General features: G+C 72.0%; 19 protein-coding genes. 5 read left to right on the forward strand and 14 right to left on the reverse strand.

The window, feature by feature from the left end; all coding sequences use genetic code 11:
- Nucleotides 1-152 precede the first annotated feature (152 nt).
- The gene (gene lipB / locus CW359_RS43640; RefSeq protein ID WP_105975822.1) at nt 153-977 is read right to left on the reverse strand and encodes a lipoyl(octanoyl) transferase LipB; all 825 of its coding nucleotides are present in this window, start codon (nt 975-977) and stop codon (nt 153-155) included.
- A gap of 267 nt (nt 978-1,244) precedes the next feature.
- Between lipB and CW359_RS43645 the strand changes: the two genes are divergently transcribed.
- A complete protein-coding gene (locus tag CW359_RS43645) occupies nt 1,245-2,690 on the forward strand; it encodes an NsdA family TPR-like regulatory protein (protein ID WP_105975823.1) in 1,446 nt (481 codons plus the stop codon).
- 124 nt (nt 2,691-2,814) lie between these two features.
- Here the strand turns inward: CW359_RS43645 and CW359_RS43650 are convergent, their stop codons facing one another.
- Together CW359_RS43650 and CW359_RS43655 are read right to left on the reverse strand one after the other, a co-directional pair.
- The gene (locus CW359_RS43650; protein ID WP_105975824.1) at nt 2,815-4,194 is read right to left on the reverse strand and encodes an NAD(P)/FAD-dependent oxidoreductase; all 1,380 of its coding nucleotides are present in this window, start codon (nt 4,192-4,194) and stop codon (nt 2,815-2,817) included.
- 194 nt (nt 4,195-4,388) lie between these two features.
- Complete coding sequence (locus CW359_RS43655; protein ID WP_198655604.1) at nt 4,389-5,288, reverse strand: TIGR01777 family oxidoreductase; 900 nt, start codon at nt 5,286-5,288, stop codon at nt 4,389-4,391.
- A 62-nt stretch (nt 5,289-5,350) separates the two neighbouring features.
- Between CW359_RS43655 and CW359_RS43660 the strand changes: the two genes are divergently transcribed.
- On the forward strand, nt 5,351-5,896 hold the full coding sequence (locus CW359_RS43660) for a GNAT family N-acetyltransferase (protein WP_105975825.1): 546 nt from the start codon (nt 5,351-5,353) through the stop codon (nt 5,894-5,896).
- A 59-nt stretch (nt 5,897-5,955) separates the two neighbouring features.
- Here CW359_RS43660 and CW359_RS43665 read toward each other — a convergent pair whose 3' ends face one another.
- Complete coding sequence (locus CW359_RS43665) at nt 5,956-7,140, reverse strand: MarP family serine protease (protein ID WP_105975826.1); 1,185 nt, start codon at nt 7,138-7,140, stop codon at nt 5,956-5,958.
- A 226-nt stretch (nt 7,141-7,366) separates the two neighbouring features.
- On the opposite strand from CW359_RS43665, the gene CW359_RS43670 reads away from it, so the two are divergent.
- Together CW359_RS43670 and CW359_RS43675 are read left to right on the forward strand one after the other, a co-directional pair.
- The gene (locus tag CW359_RS43670; protein ID WP_105975827.1) at nt 7,367-8,167 is read left to right on the forward strand and encodes a peptidoglycan recognition protein family protein; all 801 of its coding nucleotides are present in this window, start codon (nt 7,367-7,369) and stop codon (nt 8,165-8,167) included.
- 167 nt (nt 8,168-8,334) lie between these two features.
- Nucleotides 8,335-8,598: a hypothetical protein gene (locus CW359_RS43675; protein WP_157968746.1), complete on the forward strand. Its 264-nt coding sequence runs from the start codon at nt 8,335-8,337 to the stop codon at nt 8,596-8,598.
- 19 nt (nt 8,599-8,617) lie between these two features.
- Here the strand turns inward: CW359_RS43675 and CW359_RS43680 are convergent, their stop codons facing one another.
- The 9 genes from CW359_RS43680 to CW359_RS43720 form a co-directional block, all read right to left on the reverse strand.
- Complete coding sequence (locus tag CW359_RS43680) at nt 8,618-9,142, reverse strand: DUF4240 domain-containing protein (RefSeq protein WP_105975829.1); 525 nt, start codon at nt 9,140-9,142, stop codon at nt 8,618-8,620.
- 105 nt (nt 9,143-9,247) lie between these two features.
- A complete protein-coding gene (locus CW359_RS43685) occupies nt 9,248-10,267 on the reverse strand; it encodes a helix-turn-helix transcriptional regulator (RefSeq protein WP_105975830.1) in 1,020 nt (339 codons plus the stop codon).
- A 170-nt stretch (nt 10,268-10,437) separates the two neighbouring features.
- Nucleotides 10,438-13,152, reverse strand: coding sequence for a pyruvate dehydrogenase (acetyl-transferring), homodimeric type (gene aceE / locus CW359_RS43690; protein ID WP_105975831.1), 2,715 nt, complete (start codon nt 13,150-13,152; stop codon nt 10,438-10,440).
- Between the two features lie 233 nt (nt 13,153-13,385).
- The gene (locus tag CW359_RS43695) at nt 13,386-14,009 is read right to left on the reverse strand and encodes a GntR family transcriptional regulator (RefSeq protein WP_105975832.1); all 624 of its coding nucleotides are present in this window, start codon (nt 14,007-14,009) and stop codon (nt 13,386-13,388) included.
- Nucleotides 14,010-14,189: 180 nt separating this feature from the next.
- Nucleotides 14,190-15,446, reverse strand: coding sequence for an ABC transporter permease (locus CW359_RS43700; protein ID WP_105975833.1), 1,257 nt, complete (start codon nt 15,444-15,446; stop codon nt 14,190-14,192).
- Complete coding sequence (locus tag CW359_RS43705; protein ID WP_105975834.1) at nt 15,443-16,192, reverse strand: ABC transporter ATP-binding protein; 750 nt, start codon at nt 16,190-16,192, stop codon at nt 15,443-15,445. Before CW359_RS43705 ends, CW359_RS43700 begins: the two co-directional genes overlap by 4 nt.
- Nucleotides 16,189-17,592 (reverse strand): peptidoglycan-binding protein, encoded by a 1,404-nt coding sequence (locus CW359_RS43710; RefSeq protein WP_105975835.1) that lies wholly within the window; start codon nt 17,590-17,592, stop codon nt 16,189-16,191. The genes CW359_RS43705 and CW359_RS43710 overlap by 4 nt, the downstream gene beginning before the upstream one ends.
- A gap of 3 nt (nt 17,593-17,595) precedes the next feature.
- Nucleotides 17,596-18,570 carry a hypothetical protein gene (locus tag CW359_RS43715; protein ID WP_157968747.1) on the reverse strand — a complete coding sequence of 325 codons (975 nt, stop codon included), beginning with the start codon at nt 18,568-18,570 and terminating at the stop codon, nt 17,596-17,598.
- Between the two features lie 62 nt (nt 18,571-18,632).
- Nucleotides 18,633-19,019, reverse strand: coding sequence for a hypothetical protein (locus CW359_RS43720; protein WP_105975837.1), 387 nt, complete (start codon nt 19,017-19,019; stop codon nt 18,633-18,635).
- Between the two features lie 458 nt (nt 19,020-19,477).
- Between CW359_RS43720 and CW359_RS43725 the strand changes: the two genes are divergently transcribed.
- Nucleotides 19,478-20,149, forward strand: a complete 672-nt coding sequence (locus CW359_RS43725; RefSeq protein WP_232838859.1) for a hypothetical protein — start codon at nt 19,478-19,480, stop codon at nt 20,147-20,149.
- A 68-nt stretch (nt 20,150-20,217) separates the two neighbouring features.
- On the opposite strand, the gene sucB is transcribed toward CW359_RS43725, so the two are convergent.
- On the reverse strand, nt 20,218-21,318 hold a 1,101-nt coding region (sucB, locus tag CW359_RS43730; protein ID WP_105975839.1), incomplete at its 5' end, for a 2-oxoglutarate dehydrogenase, E2 component, dihydrolipoamide succinyltransferase.

Consider the following 21,318-nt stretch of genomic DNA (forward strand, 5'->3'; position numbering starts at 1 on the left):
CCTGGACGGCCTCGTCCTCAAACGCCGGACGGGCTGGGTATGTCAGCCCGTCCGGCGTTTGAGGACGAGCGCGTTCAGCGCGACAACGGGGGTTCGGGGGCGGAGCCCCCGAAGGATGGGACGGGTAGGGGCGGCGGGGGCGAGGAAACCCCCTACGCCGACGCCCGCTCCACCACCCGCGCCCGCAGCTCCGCCCCCTCCAGAACCTCCCGCAACCGCCGCTCCACCACCGGCAACACCTCCCGCACGGTCACATCCCGCTCCAGCTCGTTCGCGAGCGACGTGACCCCCGCGTCACGGATGCCGCACGGGATGATCCGGTCGAACCACACGTTGTCCGGGTTCACGTTCAGCGAGAAGCCGTGCATCGTGACGCCCTTCGCCACCCGGATCCCGATCGCCGCCAGCTTGCGGTCCTCGCGGCGCTGGCCCGCGTTCGAGGGCGCGTACTCGGGGCCGTTCAGGCGCGGGTCGAACTCCTCGTCCGTCAGGCGGGGGTCCAGGTCCAGCGAGAGGCCGCCCAGCGTGACGGGAGGGCGTTGGTCGACCGGGTCGCCGAGCACCCACACCCCGCTCCGGCCCTCCACCCGCGACGTCTCCACCCCGAACTCCGCGCACGTCCGGATCAACGCCTCCTCCAGCCGCCGTACATGCGCCACGACGTCCACCGGACGCGGCAGCTTCTGGATGGGGTAGCCCACCAGCTGGCCCGGGCCGTGCCAGGTGATCTTGCCGCCGCGGTCCACGTCGACCACCGGTGTGCCGTCGAGGGGGCGCTCGCTCGGGTCGGTGCGCCGGCCGGCCGTGTACACCGGGGGGTGCACGAGGAGCAGGCAGGTGTCGGGGATCTCGTCCGCGAAACGGGCCGCGTGCACCCGGCGCTGCTCGTCCCAGGCCTCCTGGTAGTCGACGTACTCGACGCCGTCGGTACCCCCCGGGCCGTCGAAGCCCATCCGGACGAACCGCAACTCACTCACGGCAAGTGCCTCCCTGGCCCTGGCTGTATGGCTCCGTGGTTCCGTCAGGCGCATAACGCGCCCAAGCCACTGTACGTCCGGCCGCTGCCCGTCAGTCCGGCGCCCAATCCTCACACGATCGGATGAATGTACGGCGAAATGTGCGATCGGCTGCTTACGCTCCGCTACATTCGCGCCGTTCGCCAGGCCATAAAAGGGCTGCTCACCAGCAATCCGGGCACATCACGGGCACATCAGAGGGCCCGAAGGCAGGAGACCGCACCGCAGATGACGGAACGACCCGCGCAGCGCACTCCCAATCGACAGCTCGCCGCGCTCATCGCAGAAGCGGGATTCTCCAACGCGGGTCTGGCCCGTCGGGTCGATCAACTCGGCCTTGAACACGGACTCGATCTCAGATACGACAAGACATCGGTGACCCGCTGGCTGCGCGGACAGCAGCCGCGCGGCACCACCCCCGCGCTCATCGCCGAGGTGTTCACCCGCCGCCTCGGCCGCCGGCTCACCGCCCAGGACCTCGGGCTCGACGCCTGCGCGCCCGTGTACGCGGGACTGGAGTTCGCGGCCACCCCCGAGGAGGCCGTCGACATCGTCAGCGGGCTGTGGCGCAAGGACTCCGGCAGCCACGCCGAGCTGCGCAAGATCGCCTTCACCCCGGCCGGGCTCGTGGTGCCCAGCAGGGACTGGCTGATCGGACGGCCCGACGACCGGGTCGGCCGGGGCGATCAGCCGCCGCCCGTCGTCCGGGTGCCCGTACAGGGGCGGCCCGGCGTGCCCCGGCAGCGCGGGCAGGTCGAACGCGGGCCCGGGCAGAAGGTCACCGGCGGCGACATCGCCGCCCTCCGCTCGGTCGGCGAGCTGTTCCGCACCCTCGACGACGCCTACGGCGGCGGCCACGCCAGACAGGCCCTGGTCCGCTACCTCGAACACGAGACCGAGCCCATGCTGCGCGGCACCTACGGCGAGCAGACGGGCCGCCGCCTGTTCGCGGCGGCCTCCGACCTCACCCGGCTCGCGGGCTGGACCTCGTACGACATCGCCGCGCACGGTCTCGCCCAGCGCTACTTCGTCCAGGCCCTCCGGCTCGCCCAGGCGGCCGGGGACCGGGCGTACGGCTCCTACGTGCTCGCCACCATGAGCCGCCAGGCCGTCTACCTCGGGCACGGGCGGGAGGCCGTCCAGCTCGCGCGGGTGGCCCAGCAGGGGGTCGGTACGACAGCGCCGCCCGTCGTGCAGTCGCTGCTGCACGCGTGCGAGGCGCGCGCCCACGGGGTGCTCGGGGAGGTCCGGGCCTGCACCGCGTCGCTCGTACGGGCCGAGCGCGCCCTCGAAGCGGCCCGGCCCGGCGACGAGGTGCCGCACTGGGCGCGGTTCTTCGACGAGGCGCAGCTCGCCGACGAGTTCGGGCACTGCCACCGGGATCTGCAGCAGTTCCGCGCCGCCGCGCAGCACGCGGAGCGCTCGCTGCAGTTGCGTGCGCCCGCGTTCGCCCGCAGTCGGCTGTTCTGCCGGGTCGTGCTCGCCTCGGCCCGGTTGGGGCTCGGTGAGCTGGATCAGGCGTGTCTGCTGGGGGCGGAGGCGGCGGGGGCGGCTGCGGAGATGCGGTCTGTTCGGGCGTCGGAGTATGTGCGGGACTTCGAGCGGCGGTTGGAGCCGTATCGCGATGCGGCGCCGGTGAGGGGGTATCGGGACAAGGTCGCCGCGCTCGGGTAGGGGGGCTTGGGGGTTCGTGGTTCGGTGCTGCGCCGTCGTGGCTTGTCGCGCCCACGCGGCGGAGCCGCATATCGATACAGCCCCGCGCCCCTTTGGGGCGCGGGCCTAACCGTCGCCATCAAGCTCACGCCGCTAACGGCTCCTGCACCCGTACCGGTTCCGCGCCCAGGTCCGTCAGGAGGGCCGACGCCGCCCGGTGGCCCGAGTGCAGGGCGCCCTGGACGGTGCTGGTGTCCCGGTGGTCGCCGCAGACGTACAGGCCCGCCAGGAGGCGTACCGGGCGGCGCAGGTCGTGGGGTGGGCGCATCGCCGGGACCGCCTCGGCGGTGTGGTGCACGGCGAGGGTCTCCCAGCGGGTCGTCGACGTGCCGTAGAGGCGGGACAGGTGGGCCCGTACCGCCTGGTCCACGTCCTCCGGCGGGGTGCCCAGGACCGTCGACGAGATCAGGGGGCGGCCGGCGGGGGAGCGGGTCGGGTCCACGTGGCTGATCACCGCCGTGTGGGCGACCGGGCCCCGGCGGTCCGCGTCCAGCAGCAGGAAGGCGCCGGACTCGGGGGCCTCGTCGGCCGTGTGGTGGACGACGGTCACCGGGTGGAAGTCGGGGACGCGCAGCCCGGGCAGCAACTCGGCGGCGGCGCGGGCGTCGGTCGCCACCAGGACGGCGCGGCAGCGCAGTTCGCCGTGGTCGGCGGTGGTGACCAGGTTCGTGGAGACCGAGGTGACCCGGACGCCCGTGTGCACGGTGCCCGGCGGCAGCGCCCGTGCGAGCAGCTCGGGGAGTGTCTCCGCGCCGCCCTCCGGTACGCACAGCCGGCCGCCCGCGAACGCCCGCAGCGCCAGATCCGCGCACCGGCTCGACGTGGTCAGCTCGGGGTCGCAGAGCAGCGCGGCCAGCAGGGGGCGCAGGAAGCCCTCGATCGTGCGTGCGGGCAGACCGCGGTTGGCCAGGGCCTGCGCGGCCGGCAGCTCGGGGCGGGCCAGCAGGCGCTGTACGGGGACGGCGGCGAGCCGGTTGAGGGCGGCGCCGAGCCTGGCCTGATCGACCGCTCCGCCGACCGCGCCGCCCACCGCCCCGGCCAGCGGAGCGCCGGTGCGCGCCCCCGCCGATGCCGTCGGGCGGGGTGACCTGGCCGACCTGGGGGCGCTCGCCAGGGCGCGCACCGCGCCGAGTGCGCCCCGTGCGCCCCCGCCGCTCAGTGGAGCGCCCGCGCGGTGCCTGCGTCCGTCACTGTGCACCAGGACACCGGGTGCGAAGGGACGCAGCACGAGGGCGTCCAGGCCGGGGGTCAGCCGCAGTTCGGGATACGACGTCGACAGGAGCTGCCCGACGCGGTCGAGCCGGAAACCGTCGACCTTCTCGGTCGCCATCCGGCCCCCGACGTAAGGGGCGGCCTCCAGGACCACGGTCGTTACTCCTGCGCTGGTCAGCCGGTGGGCCGCCGCGAGTCCGGCGACCCCGGCCCCCACGATGACGACGTCCGCCTGGTACGCGGGCTCAAGCACGTGCCCTCCCTCGATCGCGGTGCGCGGCCGGCCGGGGCACGTGCCCCAACAGGCATACGGGACAAGCGAGTTCGGATCGAGGGTAGGGCCGCCCACGGCAACCGGGAGTCGCGCATGGACAGGGCACGGTCGCACACCGGTCGCATACGGCGGCACCCCGTCGGCGGCGACACGGGCGCGGGCGCGGGGAGGGGTCAGGCGAGCGCCGCCCGGATCGCGTCGTCGATCTCCGGGTGCGCGAACGTGAACCCGGACTCCAGCAGCCGCTTGGGCAGCACGCGCGCGCTGCCGAGCACGTCCCCGGACATCTCGCCCAGCACCAGCCGCAGCACGGGCGCCGGTACCGCGAAGAGCGTCGGCCGGCTCAGTACCCGGCCCATCGCCGCCGTGATCTCCCGGTTGGTGAGCGGCTGCGGGGCCGTCAGGTTGAACGGCCCGGACAGCCCGTCGGTGTCGATGAGATGCCGGATCGCCGCCACCTCGTCGTGCAGCGCGATGAACGACCAGTACTGGCCGCCGTCGCCCATCCGCCCGCCCAGGCCCGCCTTGAACAGGGGGAACAGCTTGCCCCAGGCCCCGCCGCCGCGCGCCACCACCAGCCCGGTCCGCGCGAAGACCGTCCGTACGCCCGCCTCCTGGGCCGGACCCGTGGCCGCCTCCCACTCCACGCACACCGAGGGCAGGAAACCGGCCCCCGCGGGGGAGTCCTCGTCCACGGCGCGCTCGCCGGTCTCCCCGTAGTAGCCCATCGCGCTGCCGTTCACGAAGACCCGAGGCGGCTCGTCCAGCGAGGCGACCGCCTCGGCGAGCGTCGCCGTGCCCAGGACCCGGCTGTCCCGGATCGTCCGCTTGTACGAGTCCGTCCAGCGCCGGTCGCCCACCCCCGCCCCGGCGAGGTTCACCACGGCGTCGCAGCCCACGAGCCCGGCCGTGTCGACCGTCCGCCGTGCCGGGTCCCAGCGGACCTCGTCCGCCGTCCGGGGCTCGTGCCGCACCAGGCGGCGCACTTCGTGCCCGTCGGCGGTCAGGGACCGCGCCAGGGCCGTACCGATGAGGCCGGACGCACCGGCCACCGCGATTCGCGAGCGTTCCATGCCCCCATCCTGCGCCACCCGCCCCGGACCCGTTGTCGTACCCCCGCTCTACAGTGATTCCCATGCCGCCCGAGCCACAGCCGCCGCACCAGCCCGACGAGGGACACGAGGACCACGGGACCCGTGAGCCGTTCGTGCGCACAGCCCTGCCCGACGACGAGGACGCGCTCGGCAGACTGGAGCGCACCACCTGGTCGACCCTGCACGCCGTCACCCCTCGCGCCAGACCGCCGTACACGCCGTTCTTCGAGACCTCCGACCCGCGCGACCACCTGGTCGCCGTGACCGGGGACGGCCGGGTCGTGGGTTATGTCCGGCTCGCCCGGCCCACCCCCCTCGCGTCGAACACGCACGTGCGGCAGATCCAGGGGCTCGCCGTCTCCGACGAGGCCCGCGGCATGGGCGTCGGACGGCTGCTGATCCGGGCCGCCGTCGCGGAGGCCCGCAGCCGGGGCGCCCTGCGCCTCTCCCTGCGCGTCCTCGGGCACAACACCCCGGCCCGCAAGCTCTACGAGTCGGAGGGCTTCGTCGTCGAGGGGATACAGCCGGGCGAGTTCCTGCTGGACGGGGAGTACGTGGACGACGTACTCATGGGCCGGACGCTCTGACCGCGGGTCGTAGCAGGTCTCGGTAGGTCTCGGTAGGTCTCGGCAGGTCTCGGCAGGTCTCAGGACGTGACCAGGTCGCCCGTGTCCACCGGTGTCGTCGAGGCCGCCCCGCGCTTCGCGTCGCCGGAGACCTCGTCGACCGTCAGGACGTAGCCCGTCTCGTCGTCGGACGTCGAGCGGGCGAAGACCACGCCGTACACCTTGCCGTCCGTGGTGAGGAGCGGGCCGCCGGAGTTGCCGGGGCGGACGGTCGAGCGGATCGAGTAGATCTCGCGGGTCACCGTGTCGCTGTTGTAGATGTTCTGGCCCCGCGCCCGCACCTTGTCGGCGACCGTCGCCGCCTGGAGGTTCAGGTCGCCGTCCTGCGGATAGCCCGCGACCACCGCCGAGTCGCCCCGCTTCGCGCTGTCGTCGAAGCGCAGAACAGGGGCGCGCAGCTCGGGGACGTACAGCACGGCCACGTCCTTGTCGGGGTCGAAGAGCACCACCCGCGCCTCGTACGCCGTCCCGACGCCGCCCACCCGGACGGTCGGGTCGTCGATGCCCGCCACCACATGGGCGTTGGTCATCACATGCCGCGCGGAGTAGACGAACCCGCTGCCCTCACGGCCCTGGTTGCCCGCGACGCCCTCGACCTTGACCGTGCTCATCTTCGCCGCGTTCGTCGCGCTCGCCGTGACGCTGTCACCGGTGGGCTTGGCGACGCTCGTCGCCGGTTCGTTCTCGAAGGGGTTGAAGACCTGCGGGAAGCCCGCCTGGGTGAGCGCCGAGGTGGCCCGGGAGAACCAGGTCGGGGTCGTCTCCGGCATCGCGTCCTGCACCGCGCCCAGCAGCGCCGAGTCCCGGATCGCCGTCGTCACCAGCGGCGAGGAGGAGGCGCCGAGCACGCTCGCGGCCACCCAGGCCACCATCAGCACGGCGACCGCGTTGGCCACGCCCCCGCCCACCCCGTCGGCGACCCGCAGCGGCCCCCGGTCCAGCTCGCGGCGCAGCTTCAGCGCGAGTCTGCCCATCAGCTCGTGTCCCACCACCGCCGGCACCAGCACCGTGAGCACGGCGGTCACCGTGGCGGTGGGCGTCCCCGCCTCGACCAGCTCCATGATCCACGGCAGCACCCACACCCCGACGACGGCGCCGCCGACGAACCCGGCCAGTGAGACACAGCCCGCCACCAGGCCACGCCGGTACCCGGACGCGGCATAGCCGAGGATCACCAGCACCAGCAGGATGTCGAGCAGGTCCACTCCGGCCGCCTTTCTCCTGGACCCCTTGGTCCCCCTGTACATGCGGTTTACAAGCGGTAGTACGCGCGGGACGGGCCCGGTGATCAGCCGCCGGTCGGACACACAGACAGACAACAGGTGCTTCCGGCCCCCGGACTCCTGAAAACGTCCCGGACCGGGACTTTGGTTCCACCAAGTGGCACACCACACATCGCGGGCGGAACGGAACCGACCCACAGTTGGGCCCATGGGGTCCAACGGGTCCAGGGGTGACACACGGGTCCGCCGCGTGCCGGGCGCCGCCCGCGCGGCGCTCGCCTGCCTGCCCGGATTCGCCGCTGCCGCGGGCCTGGTCCTGTGCGCGGCGGGCGTCGACCGTACGACCACGGCCGCGAACCCCGCCCACCCCGTCGCGGCCCGCCCGGCCGTCGTCCACTCCGCCGCCAAGCCGCGCATCGTGCCCCGTACCGCCTGGATCGCGGACGCCGAACGCGACCAGCCGCCACCGCGCTACGACGACCGGGTCGTGGCGGTGTTCATCCACCACACCGACTCCCCGAACGGCTACGACTGCGCCGACGCGCCCCGCATCATCCGCTACCTCTACGCGGGCCAGACCGGCACCCGGGACTGGGACGACATCGGCTACAACTTCGTCGTGGACCGCTGCGGCACCGTCTACGAGGGCCGCGCGGGCGGCGTCGACCGCCCGGTGACCGGCGCCCACACCCAGGGCTTCAACCACCGCACCACCGGCATCGCGGCCCTGGGCACCTTCACCGCGGGCGTCCCGGTACCCCAGGCCATGACCGACGCCATCGCCGCCCTCGCCGCCTGGAAACTCGGCCTCTCGGGCACCGACCCGCGCGGCCACGTCCCCCTGGTCTCCAGCAACAGCCTCAGCCGCTACCGCTCCGGCACCAAGGTCTCCCTGCCCGCCCTGGCGGGCCACACGGAGGGCTACATGACGAGCTGCCCCGGCGCCGCCCTCACGGCCCGCCTCCCGTCGATCAGACAGACGGCGGCGCGACTCCAGGGCAGACGCTGAGCGGTAGGCAGCCCGTACGGTCTCGCGCGGTCTCACAGGTACGCCACAGCGCACTCAGGGAGACGCCCCAACTCCCGCTCCTACCTTCGTCGTAGGCGCTGAACAAGGCGCTCAACAAGGTACTGAGCAAGGCACTGAGTCGCAGGTACTGGCCGGAGGTGGGGATCATGAGCAGCAGCAGTCGTACGAACCCGGTGGAGCGGACCGGCGGCAAGAGGTCTTCCGGGGGCGGTGGCTGGGCCGGGGCCGCGCGGAACCCGTGGACGGTGCTCTGCGCGGTCGCGACGGTCGTCCTGGGCCCGGCGGCGGTCACCGCGTCCGCCCTCGACCAGGCCAACTCGGCCCCCATGCACCACGCGGTACGGGCCGAGCACACGCAGCAGGCGTACATCGCGTCGGACCTGACGCGACGCCGAGGCGCGGCAGCCTGAAGGGCAGAAGGCCAGGCGGTCAGCCGCCCTTGAACCGCTGCCACAGCTTGGGGAACCGGTCGGCGAGCGCCCCTTCGTCCGCGAGGTCGAGCGGCGTGCCCTCGGGCTCCGCGGGCGCGGGCGGAATCCCCAGATCCGGGGTGACGGTACCGGTGAGCTGCTCGTACGCCTCGTCGGCGGCGTAGCCCAGCTCCTCCCCGTCCCCGTCGATCTCGTCGTCGAAGTCGTCCAGCAGATCGGCGAGCGAGTCGGGGTCGCCGTGCAGGGCCCCCTCGAACACCTCCCGCCCCTGCCCGATCAACCAGCACCGGAAGAAGTCGAAGGCCTCCTCACCGGCGCCGTCGAGGAGCACGCGGGTGGCGCCCCACAGATCCCACCGGTAGGCGCGGTTGTAGCGCGCCTCGAAGTGCCGGGCGAAGTCGAGGACCGAGTCCGGATCGAGCTGGAGCAACCGCTCGACCAGCAGATCGGCCTGATCCTCGGGGTCCCCCTCGGCGGCCTCACGGGTCGCGTCCACCAGCTCCCAGAACTCCGTCTCGTCCATCACGGGTCAAGCATCGGGCCTGGAGGGGAGGTGCGCACGTGGAGCTGCACGGATTGTGATGGGGTGTACAGGCTCAGAGGCGTGCAGGGCCGAGTGACGATTGGGTCAGGGCGCGTAGAGAGCCTGCAGCCGCCGTGCGTCCCGCGCGAACCGCTCGCGCAGTTCGGCCGGCGCCAGCACCTCCGCCTCCGGCCCGAGCGCCGCGAGCTGCGTATGGGCGACCTCCGCCGACTCCACGCCGAGCGTCACGGTGACCCGTCCCTGCTCGTCGGGCTCGCCGCAGGCAGCCAGCGCGTCGCGGGCGGCGACGGGATCGACGGCGTACGGCAGTCTGCGCGCGCCCTCCGCCGAGAGCCGCAGGACGACTTCGGCCCGCAGGATCGAACGGGCGAACTGCTCCGCGCGCTCCTCCCAGAAGGCGGGGAGGTCGAAGGTGTCGTCGCGAGAGAAGCGCGCGCTCTCTGCGGGTGCCCGGCCGGCCTGGACGGGCTGGACGGAGGTGAAGCGGTCGACGCGGTACACCCGAAAGGGCCCGGGCCCGGGGCTGGTGCCCTCCGGCACGCGGGCGCAGAGATACCAGACGCCGGCCTTGAGTACGAGCCCGTAAGGCTCCAGAGTGCGCTCCACCTCGGTGTCGTTCGGGCCGCGCCGATACCGCGCCAGCACCGGACGGTCGTCCCACACCGCGTCCGCGACGGCGGGGAGGGCCTCCGGGGTGGTGGGTTCGCTGAACCAGGCGGGTGCGTCGAGGTGGAAGCGTTGGGCGGCTGTACGGGGGGTGTCGCTGAGGGAGGGGAGGAGCGCGGCGGCCACTTTGAGGCGGGCGGCGGAGGCGGTGTCCGCGAGGCCCATCTCGCGCAGGGCGCCCGGTACTCCGCTCAGGAATAGCGCCTCGGCCTCGCTGCGGGCGAGCCCGGTGAGACGGGTACGGTAGCCGCCGACCAGCCGGTATCCGCCGGCGCGTCCTCGGTCGGCGTACACGGGGACGCCTGCTTCGGAGAGGGCCTGGGCGTCGCGGGTGACGGTGCGCTCGGAGACCTCCAGCTCGCGGGCCAGTTCGGCTGCGGTCATGGTGGGGCGGGACTGGAGGAGCAGCACCATTTTGATGAGACGGGCAGCGCGCATGGGGCAATGATGCCGGGTACTTTTTCTCGCCCCCGCCGCCCCTACCCGTCCCATCCTCGGGGGCTCCGCCCCCGAACCCCCGCTCCTCAAACGCCGGAGGGGCTGACATGCCCAGCCCGTCCGGCGTTTGAGGACAGAGCGGGAGTCCGGGGGCGAGGGAAAAAACCGCCCTACAACCCGTACCGCTCCCGCGCCTCCTTGACCGCCGTCGCCTTCACTTCCCCCCGCCGGGCCAGCTGCGCCAACGCCGCCACCACGATCGACTCCGCGTCCACCCCGAAGTACCGCCGCGCAGCGTCCCGCGTGTCCGACAGCCCGAACCCGTCCGCGCCGAGCGACGAGTAGTCCTGCTCGACCCACTGCGCGATCTGGTCCGGCACCTGACGCATGTAGTCGGACACCGCCAGCACAGGACCCTCCGCCCCCTGCAGCGCCTGCCGCACGAACGGCACCCGCTCCTCACCCCGCAGCAACGCCGCGTCCGCCTCCAGCGCGTCCCGCCGCAGCTCCGTCCAGGACGTCGCCGACCACACGTCCGCCGCCACGCCCCACTCCTCGGCGAGCAGCCGCTGCGCCGCCAGGGCCCAGTGGATCGCCGTACCGGAGCCGAGCAACTGGATGCGCGGCGCGTTGGCCGCACTCACGTTCAGCCCCGCCGACTCCGCCGTGTTGAAGCGGTACAGCCCCTTGACGATGCCCTCGTCGAGCCCCTCCGCCGACGGCTTCGCGGGCTGCGGGATCGGCTCGTTGTACACCGTCAGGTAGTAGAAGACGTTCGGGTCCTCGCCCGGCGCCGCCTCCCCGTACATCCGGCGGATGCCGTCCCGCACGATCACCGCGACCTCGTACGCGAACGCCGGGTCGTACGACAGCGCCGCCGGGTTCGTCGCCGCGATCACCGGAGAGTGGCCGTCCGCGTGCTGCAGGCCCTCGCCCGTCAGCGTCGTACGGCCCGCCGTCGCGCCGACCAGGAAGCCGCGGCCGAGCTGGTCGCCGAGCTGCCACATCTGGTCGGCGGTGCGCTGCCAGCCGAACATCGAGTAGAAGATGTAGAAGGGGATCATCGCCTCGCCGTGCGTCGAGTAGGACGTCGACGCGGCGATGAAGTCCGCCATGGAACCGGCCTCGGTGATCCCCTCGTTGAGGATCTGGCCGTCCTTGGCCTCCTTGTAGTACATGAGCTGGTCGCGGTCCACCGGCTCGTACGTCTGGCCCTTGGGGGAGTAGATCCCCAGGGACGGGAACAGCGACTCCATGCCGAAGGTGCGTGCCTCGTCCGGGACGATCGGCACCCAGCGCTTGCCCGTCTCCTTGTCGCGGACCAGGTCCTTGACCAGGCGTACGAAGGCCATCGTCGTCGCCACGTTCTGTGAGCCGGAGCCCTTGTCGAACGACGTGAACGTCTTCTCCGCCGGAGCGGGGAGCGGGGCCAGCGCGTGCGTACGGCGGGCCGGGGCCGGGCCGCCCAGGGCCGCGCGGCGCTCCTGGAGATAGCGGACTTCGGGGGAGTCGGCGCCCGGGTGGCCGTAAGGCACCACACCGTCGACGAAGTCACTGTCCTTGATGGGGAGTTCGAGCAGATCACGCATCCGCTTGAACTCGTCCACCGTCAGCTTCTTCATCTGGTGGTTGGCGTTCTTCGACGCGAAGCCCTCGCCCAGCGTGAAGCCCTTGACCGTCTGGGCCAGGATCACCGTCGGGGCGCCCTTGTGTGCGAGCGCCGCCCTGTAGGCCGCGTACACCTTGCGGGACTCGTGGCCACCACGGGAGAGGTGGAAACACTCCAGGATCTTGTCGTCGCTCAGCAGCTTCGCCAGCTCCACGAGCGCCGGGTCCTTGCCGAAGAAGTCGGCGCGGATGTAGGCCGCGTCCCGCGTCTGGTACGTCTGCACCTGGGCGTCCGGCACCTCGCGGAGCCTGCGCACCAGCGCGCCCGTGGTGTCCAGCTGGAACAGCTCGTCCCACGCCGTACCCCACAGGGTTTTCACCACGTTCCAGCCCGCGCCGCGGAACTGGGCCTCCAGCTCCTGCACGATCTTGAAGTTCGCGCGGACCGGGCCGTCGAGGCGCTGGAGGTTGCAGTTGATGACGAAGGTCAGGTTGTCGAGACCTTCGCGCGCGGCCAGCGCGAGTGCCGCCGTCGACTCCGGCTCGTCCATCTCGCCGTCACCGAGGAACGCCCACACGTGGGACGCCGAGACGTCCTTGATGTTGCGGTTGGTGAGGTAGCGGTTGAAGCGGGCCTGGTAGATCGCCGACAGCGGGCCGAGGCCCATCGACACCGTCGGGAACTCCCACAGCCAGGGCAGCCGGCGCGGGTGCGGGTACGACGGGAGGCCGTTGCCGCCCGACTCACGGCGGAAGTTGTCGAGGTGGCCCTCGTTCAGCCGGCCGTCGAGGAAGGCGCGGGCGTAGATGCCGGGGGAGGCGTGGCCCTGGATGTAGAGCTGGTCACCGGAGCCGGGGGCCTCCTCGGACTCCTTGCCCTTGAAGAAGTGGTTGAAGCCCGTCTCGTAGAGCCAGGCCGCCGAGGCGAAGGTGGCGATGTGGCCGCCGACGCCGTGTTTGCTGCCCCGGGTCACCATGGCAGCCGCGTTCCAGCGGTTCCACGCGGCGATCCGGTGCTCCATCGCCTCGTCGCCGTCCACTGCGGGCTCGGCGGCGGTCGGGATGGTGTTGACGTAGTCCGTCTCCAGGAGCTTGGGCAGCGCGATGCCGTTGCCCTCGGCGCGCTCCAGTGTGCGGCGCATCAGATACGCGGCACGGTGCGGCCCGGCCGCCTTGGTGACCGCGTCCAGGGAGGCCTGCCATTCGGCGGTCTCCTCCGGGTCGCGGTCGGGGAGCTGGTCGAGCTCGCTCGGCTGGATGGCCTTGGGGTCGGTCATGTCGCCGCCTTCCTCAGTCGAAGGGGGGTGCCCTTGGTCTTTGGCAGGACAGGGCTGTGGGTCCTTGTGGGGACCCGTCGCCGACTCTAACTCCCTGATCGATGATCGATCAAAGGGTTCAAGGCAAAACCTCTTGATCACGAGAAAGTAGGCACGGGGTGCCTTTGGTGCGGGCACCGAGTGTCGCGTCGAGAGCGGGTTTCCGCAGGTGAGCGAGTAAGTAACCGCTTGCCTCAAGGGCGCGGCGCGCACCCCAGCACATGCGCCTTCACCAGCTCCGCGATCCGCGGATCCCGCCGCCGGAACGCCTCGACCAGCTCCTCGTGCTCCTCCGCGTACGACTGCTGGACGGTTCCCAGCCAGCGGATCGACAGGGCCGTGAACACCTCGATGCCGAGCCCCTCCCAGGTGTGCAGCAGCACCGAGTTCCCGGCCGCGCGGACCATCTCGCGGTGGAAGGCCACCGTGTGCCGCACCTGGCCGGTTCCGTCCGACGCGCGGTCGGCCTCGTACAGGGCGGCGACATGCGGTTCGAGGGCCGAGCAGTCGTCCGCCAGCTTCGCCGCCGCCAGTTCCGCCGCGATGGCCTCCAGGCCGGCCCGGACGGGGTAGCTCTCCTCCAGGTCGGCGGCGGTGAGGTTCCGTACCCGGACGCCCTTGTTGGGGGCCGACTCGATCAGCCGCAGCGACTCCAGCTCCCGCAGCGCCTCCCTTACGGGGGTCTGGCTGACCTCCAGCTCGGTCGCGATCCGGCGCTCCACGATCCGCTCGCCCGGCTTCCAGCGCCCGCTGACGATCCCCTCCACGATGTGCTCGCGGATCTGCTCGCGCAGCGAGTGGACGACGGGCGCGGTCATGAGGGCTCCTTGAGGGAGGGGCTTCGGCCCCAGGGGCGTTGACCTACAGACAATACGGCCGCGTCCCTGTCCAGAGGGTTTCCGGGCACGAGTGCGCGTACACGTGAGACGAGCGTTACAGACCGGACGGGGCGCACGCCACAGCACCACGTACGAAGGTGGACCAACGTGGCGCGCACCTCAGCGCCGCAACGCCTCCACCGGCTGGATCCGCGCCGCCCGCCACGCCGGGTACACCCCCGCCAGCAGTCCCGTGAGCATTCCGGCGGCCGGGGCCGTGGCCACCGTCAACGGCTCCACCACCGCCGTCCAGTGCTGGGCCACGGCCACCCCGACGACGACCAGGGTGCCCACGCTCGCCCCGACCAGGCCGCCGAGCAGCCCCAGTACCGCCGACTCGGTGAGGAACTGGCCGGTCACATGGATGCCGCGCGCCCCCAGTGCCCGGCGCAGCCCGATTTCGGGGGTGCGTTCCAGGACGGCGACCAGTGTCGTGTTGGCGATGCCCACCGCGCCGATCACCAGACAGACGCAGGCCAGCAGCAGGAACAGCTGTCCGAGGTCGTTGGAGACCGAGGAGCGCAGCGCCTTCGGGTCGGGCGGCGGTACCGCGCCGAACCGGTCCTGGTGCGCGGGGTCGAGCGCGACGGGCAGCTCGTCGGCGATCTGGCGGGCCGCGCCGACGTCCGTCGACACCAGCATCTTCGCCCGGCTGCTGTCGTCCGGCGGGCCCCAGATGTCCTCGGCGGTGGTGCGCGGCACGATCACCGACAGCAGCAGGCTCGTCTGGCGCTCCACGTCGTCCAGGATGCCGACCACCGTGAAGGCCCGGCCGCCGATGTGGACGGCGGGGGCGTTCTCCAGCGAGGTGATGCCCAGCCGCGAGGCCAGCCCCGCGCCCAGCACGGCGACCGGCTGGCGGTGCTCGCTGTGCCAGGCGCCGAACAGCCGCCCCTCGCGCAGCGTCGGCTCCACGGCCCCGAGCAGCCCCGGGTCCGCCGCGACGACACTCGCCCCGCGCTCCCCGTCACCCGCGTCCCCGGTCAGGGTGGCCCGTACGGTGTCGTCCTCCCGTCCCTCCAGCCCGACCTGCCAGTACACGCCCGCGTGCTCGACGCCGTGCAGTTTCTCGACCCGTTGCTGCGCGTCGTCGGGGAAGGACAGCGGCACATCGTCGGCATCGCCCCCGCCGGTGTCCTCGACGGTCACCTCGGTCGCCGTGAGCGCGTTGAACGTGCTGTCGATCTGGGCCGAGGTGGTCGCCGTCAGCCCCAGGACGGCGACGAAGGTGCCCACGCCGAGCACGGTCCCCAGGCTGGTCAGCGCCGACCGTCCGGGCCGCTGGAGCAGCCCGCCCAGTGCCTCGGAGACCAGGTCCCGAGGGCTCATCCGGGTGGTGAGGCGGGGAACGCGCGGGGCACGCCGGAAGCGGATCATGTCCGTACCCCGCTCTCCTCGTGCTGCTGCTCCCGCTCGCGCAGGACTCCGTCGCGGATCGTGACCGTGCGCCGGCCGCGGGCGGCGACCTCGCGGTCGTGGGTGATGACCAGCAGGGTCATGCCCTCGCCGTGCAGCTGGTCGAGGAGGCTCAGCACGGACTCGGCGGTGACCGTGTCCAGGTTGCCGGTCGGTTCGTCGCACAGCAGCAGCGAGGGGCGGGCCACCACGGCCCGCGCGATGGCCACCCGCTGCCGTTCCCCGCCGGACAGCCGGGACGGCACGGCGTCGAGCCGGTGGCCCAGGCCCACCCGTTCCAGGGCCTCGCGGGCCAGCGCGAGCCGCTGTCCGCGCGGGGTGCCGTTGTAGAGGAGGGCCAGTGTGACGTTCTCCAGGGCGCTGCGGTGCGGCAGCAGATGGAAGGACTGGAACACGAACCCGATCCGCCGCCCGCGCAGCGCGGTCCGCCCGGCGTCCCCGACCGCCCCGGTGTCGACCCCGTCGAGGAGATAACGCCCCGAGGTGGGCCGGTCCAACAGCCCGGCGATGTTCAGGAACGTCGACTTCCCCGACCCGGACGGCCCTACGACGGTCACGTAGTCGCCGGTGAGGACGGTCAGGTCGCAGGGGAGCAGCGCGGGCACGGGCGGCGGCCCGGGATAGGTCAGCCCGACCCCGTGGAACTCGATGACCGGTGGCGGCGGGGGAGCGGTGGCGCCCTCCGGCGCCGGCCCGGGCTCCGTCATGACGACGTGCCCACGACGACCGAGTCCCCCGCGGCGAGGCTCGTAGTTGCTCCCGCACTCGCACCGGAAGCCGCCCCGCTCACCGGCGTGACCTGCACATACCCGTCCCCGGTGGCGCCCGTACGGACCTCCACGCGGTCCCGGCGCTCCCCGCGCAGGACCGTCACGGTGGTCCGGCCGTCGGTGCCGGAGGTGACCGCGGCGACCGGCACCACGAGCACCTTGCCGCCGGTGGCCGCCGAGGTGACGGTGATGCGGACGTTCTGGCCGGTCAGCGACCTGGGCAGTGCGGTGTCCGGTACGACGACCACGGCGTACGTGGCGGTGTCGGTCCCGGAGCCGCCGGAGGAGCTCCCGGACCCGCTTCCCGACCCGCTTCCGGAACCCTGGCCGCCGCTCGTCGTCGGTGTCGTCGCGACCGTGGACACCTTGCCCGCGAACTCCTTGCCGGTCAGTTCGGACAGGATCTGGGCCTTCTGCCCCTTGCGCAGCAGCGTCTTCTCGTCGGCCGCCGCGCCGCCCTGGACCACCAGATCGCCCGAGGACAGGGTGAGCAGGGTGCCGGAGACGGGCTCGCCGACTGCCGCGCCGACCGCGTCCAGGCGGGCCGGGAACGAGGGCAGGAAGACGACCTCGGCGGCGGGCAGCATCGCACCGGCCTGGAGCCGGGCCGCCGCGAGGTCCTGCCGGGCGTCCGCCAGATCCTCCCGGGCCCGCTTCACCTGGGTGGCGTCCGGCTTCTCCACGGCCTCCGCGTCCTCCAGCATCCGTTCGGCGTTGCGGACGGAGTCCTCCGCGCTCTCCACGGCCTGGGCCGCGGCCTCCTCCCCGCCGGTCGAGGCGGGCCTCGGGTCGTAGCCGAGGTCGGCGTAGAGACGCTCCACGGCGTCCTGGGTGCCGGTGCCGAAGGAGCCCGTGGTGTCGCTTCCGCTGCCGTAGCCGAGGTCGGCCAGCGCCCGCTGGAGCTGGGTCACGTCGTCGCCCTTCGAACCGGGCTTGAGATCCCGGTACGCGGCGACCCGGCCCTTCAGCGTGATCACCGGGCGCCCGGACACCTCGGCGACCACCTTGCCCGCCTTCACGTCGTCACCGGCGGCGTACGGCAGCTTGGACGCGATGACCGAGCCGCCGCTGCCGCTCTCACCGGAGGCGGTGGCGGACGGGGTCACCGTGACCGTCCGGCCCGCGCGCACGGTGCCGCGCAGGACGACGGTGTCGGCGAGCACCCGGCGCTCGACCTCGGCGGTGAGGACGTCGGGCTCGGGCGCCTTGGTGTCGGCGACCGCCTGGGCGGGCGACTTCACATACAGGGAGGCGGCCACACCGCCGCCCGCGAACAGCGCCGCGCCCCCGGCCACCAGGGCCAGGACGCGGCGCCGCCGGACAAGTCCCTCGGCCATCGGTCACACGACCTTGGCCGCGTTGCGCAGCATCGCGTCGTAGTAGTCCCGCACGGCCTGGAGCAGCTCGGCGTTGTCCTCCACGGCCTGCTTCTCGTAGGCGAGGAACACGGCCTCGGTCACGCCCAGGTAATTGGCGGACATCCGGCATCTCACATCGGCGGTGGCCACGGATATCTCGCGTTCACTCGCCACCTGATTATTCGACCATTCCCCGTCCTCGGCGGCGGATTTCAGGCTTCCGTAAGAGAAGCCGGATTTCTTCATGCATGCGGACCACGATTTCTCCATGTTTTCGAAGAGGGTGGTCTGCATGGCACTGCTGTGGGATTCCGCCCGTATTTCCAGAATGGCGTTGAGCGGGTCCGCGTTGTCCGAGCCGAATTTCTTCAGCGCGGGGGTGTTCTTGGCGATCGTCTGCTGGGCGCGGCCGGCACAGCCCCCTTCGGGGACCTCCTTGCCGTTCACCCGCTGCCCGGAGGCGGCGGGGGAGGCACCCGCGACCGCGGCCGGGCCGTTGGCCACCAGCAGCTCGGTCTGCTTGTCCCCGGTCGCCAGCGCGGGCAGACCGGACGGTGAGTCCGAGCCGGCCTCCTGGTCGTCGCTGTCGCCGCCGGTGTCGGTGCCGGCCGGGTGGTATCCGTACCGCTGTGCCTGTTCGAGGGTGACCGGAAGGCCGGTTCCCTCGCTGATGTCCTTGAACAGCAGCCACTCCGACGGCGCTTCGAGCTCGGAGTCGGCGAAACCGTACTCGGCCATGCAGTCGCGCAGGAGTGAGGTCTGGGCCCTGGCCAGGGTGTTCAGCTCGTCCTCGGTCGGCAGATAGGCCGCGAGGGGCATCTTCGTCGTGGTCGCCGCCGTCGGTGTGGCGACGGGACCGACCTTCACGGGCGTCTCGGCGCTCTTCTCGTCCGCCGAGCATCCGGTGGCAAGTCCCGTGGCCAGAAAGGCAGTTACTAGGATCCGCAGTGTTTTCATGTTGCCTTCCAGCACGGGGCGGGCGGCCGGCCGCCCGCCCCGTGAGAGTCTTGGCGATCAGGTCAGGCGACGGCGACGTACCAGCTGCTGCAGGAGAAGTAGTCTCCCGTGCCCGACTCCCCGACGCACGCCCTGTAGTAGACGTAGGCGTTCTCGGTGAAGTCGTAGTTGAAGTCCACCGTGGTGCCGTTGCCGCCCGTCACCCAGTTCTCGGTGTCGATCCCGTCGTACGGGACGTACGACAGGCCGACCGCGGAGTGGCCGTCGGCCTCGATGTCCTTGACCCAGACGTGGTCCCCGTACGCCTTGAACCAGACGGCGGCGCCGCCCGTGGTGTTGTAGATGGTGCCGCCGTCCGAGCTGGCCGCCGAGATTCCCGCGCTGCCGAGGGTGAGAGCCGCCGCGCCCGCCAGGGCGAGGGCGAGTCTCTTGCTTCTGCTGAGAGACATTTCTTGGGTTCCGTTCCTTTTCGTGCGATCCAGTGGTGCATGAAGGGAAACGGAGGGGCAGGGATAAGCACCGCCTTGGCCTCGTCGGAGCGCCCCCCCAGTCGATGGCGGAACCTCATCCCCTGAGGAGCCGCCACCTTGGCGCCGCGCTGATCGTATGGGCTGCTTCCGGCCAAGAGCAAGGTGAATTCAAAAGAAACCCCAGGGGTCGGTATTCTTTTGTTTGTTCTGAGGGGAACCAATCCTTTCGCTTTTTGTTTCCTGTGCGCCCAGGGAGTTTGATCAATTAAAAAGAGCCACTTGGCCGGAAAGTGCGGTGGCGTGATCCTGTACCGGACTCGGACCGGAGTCGTCACCGCCGTGTCACCGGCGAAACCCGGTGACCCGAAACGGTGTCGCCGTCTCCAGAGGGTTCGCGAACGGTGCGTCCCTTGGACCATCGGGGGACGGGATGAACGGTGTCGGTCGGTCGGTGGGTCGTGGCGATGGCGGTGGCCGGGGCGGTCGCGGGTGTGACGGGGTGCGGGCCGGGCGCCGGCACGGGTACCGGGCAGAAACCGGCCACCGTTGCCAGTGCCGGGGAAGGGCTCCAGGGCATGTCGGCCGCCGCCGGCCCCCGGCGTTCCGGCGGGGCCTGCGTCTTCGTGAAGCCCGACGGTGCGCAGAGGTTCGGCCACGTCGGCTGGGGCTTCCGCATCACGGGCACCGACCGCTGGGTGTACGGGGCGGTCGAGAACCCGTCGGGCAAGCTGTACACCCCGCCCGGCGGTGACATCGGGGCCTGGCACACCGAGGGCTCGTACAAGAAGATGCTCAGCGAGATGTCCCGGGACGCCCACTACCCCGGGAAGTCCGACCACCCGTACAGCCGCTATCGCTGTACGAACTCCTCGCGGAGCGACGTCCCGGCGGCTCGCGGCATGATCGGTACGGTCGAGGAGCGCGGGTTCCTGGTCGGCGTCGACCCCGAGACCGGCGAGCTGACCTCCCGGGACTGCCTGGACGCCACGTACGACGTCCTGAAGGCCTACCGGACCCGGCATCTTCCGAAGGCGGCAAAGCTGGCGATCCCGAATGTGTGGGTCGAGTCGCTGGTCGGCTGGACGGACGACAAGCTCAGGCCGCACTAGAGGCCGACACGACGGTGCCCCGCCCGGAAGGCTCCGGGCGGGGCACCGTACGTACCGCTAGAGGCTGATCAGAGGCCCAGCTCGACCTCGAACTCGCCCGCCTCCAGGATCGCCTTGACGGCCACCAGGTAACGGGCCGCGTCGGCGCCGTCGACCAGGCGGTGGTCGTAGGACAGGGTCAGGTACGTCATGTCGCGTACGCCGATGACCGTGCCCTCCTCCGTCTCGATGACCGCAGGGCGCTTGACCGTCGCGCCGATGCCCAGGATCGCGACCTGGTTCGGCGGCACGATGATCGTGTCGAAGAGCGCGCCGCGCGAGCCGGTGTTGGAGATGGTGAAGGTCGCGCCGGACAGCTCGTCCGGGGTGATCTTGTTGGCTCGGACCTTGCCCGCCAGCTCGGCCGTCGCCTTCGCGATACCGGCGATGTTGAGGTCGCCCGCGTGTTTGATGACCGGGGTCATCAGGCCCTTCTCGGAGTCCACCGCGATACCGATGTTCTCGGTGTCGAAGTAGGTGATCGTGCCCTCGTCCACGTTGATCCGGGCGTTGACCGGCGCGTGCGCCTTCAGTGCCTGGGCCGCCGCCTTCACGAAGAACGGCATCGGGGAGAGCTTGACGCCCTCGCGGGCCGCGAAGGAGTCCTTCGCCTGCGCGCGGAGCTTCATCAGACGGGTGATGTCGACCTCGACGACCGAGGACAGCTGGGCCTGCTCGTGCAGGGCCTTCACCATGTTGTCGCCGATGACCTTGCGGATGCGGGGCATCTTGATGGTCTGGCCGCGGAGGGGAGAGGCCTCCAGGGTCGGAGCCTTCTTGGCGGCCGGGGCGGCGACGGCAGCGGCGGCGGGCGCCGGAGCGGCAGCGGCGGCCTTCGCGGCCTCGGCGGCGGCGAGGACGTCCTGCTTGCGGATACGACCGCCGACGCCGGTGCCCTTGACGCTGCCCAGGTCGACGCCGTTCTCGGCGGCGAGCTTGCGCACCAGCGGGGTCACGTACGCACCCTCGTCGGTGGCCTGCGCGGCGGCGGGAGCCGCAGCCGGAGCCGGAGCCGGGGCGACCGGCGCGGGCGCCGGGGGAGCGACCGGAGCCGCGGCCTGGACCGGCGCGGGGGCCGGGGCGGGAGCGGCCGGAGCCACGGGCGCCGGGGGCGCGACAGGCGCGGCCGG

Source organism: Streptomyces geranii, from assembly GCF_002954775.1.
Classification (GTDB): Bacteria; Actinomycetota; Actinomycetes; order Streptomycetales; family Streptomycetaceae; genus Streptomyces; species Streptomyces geranii.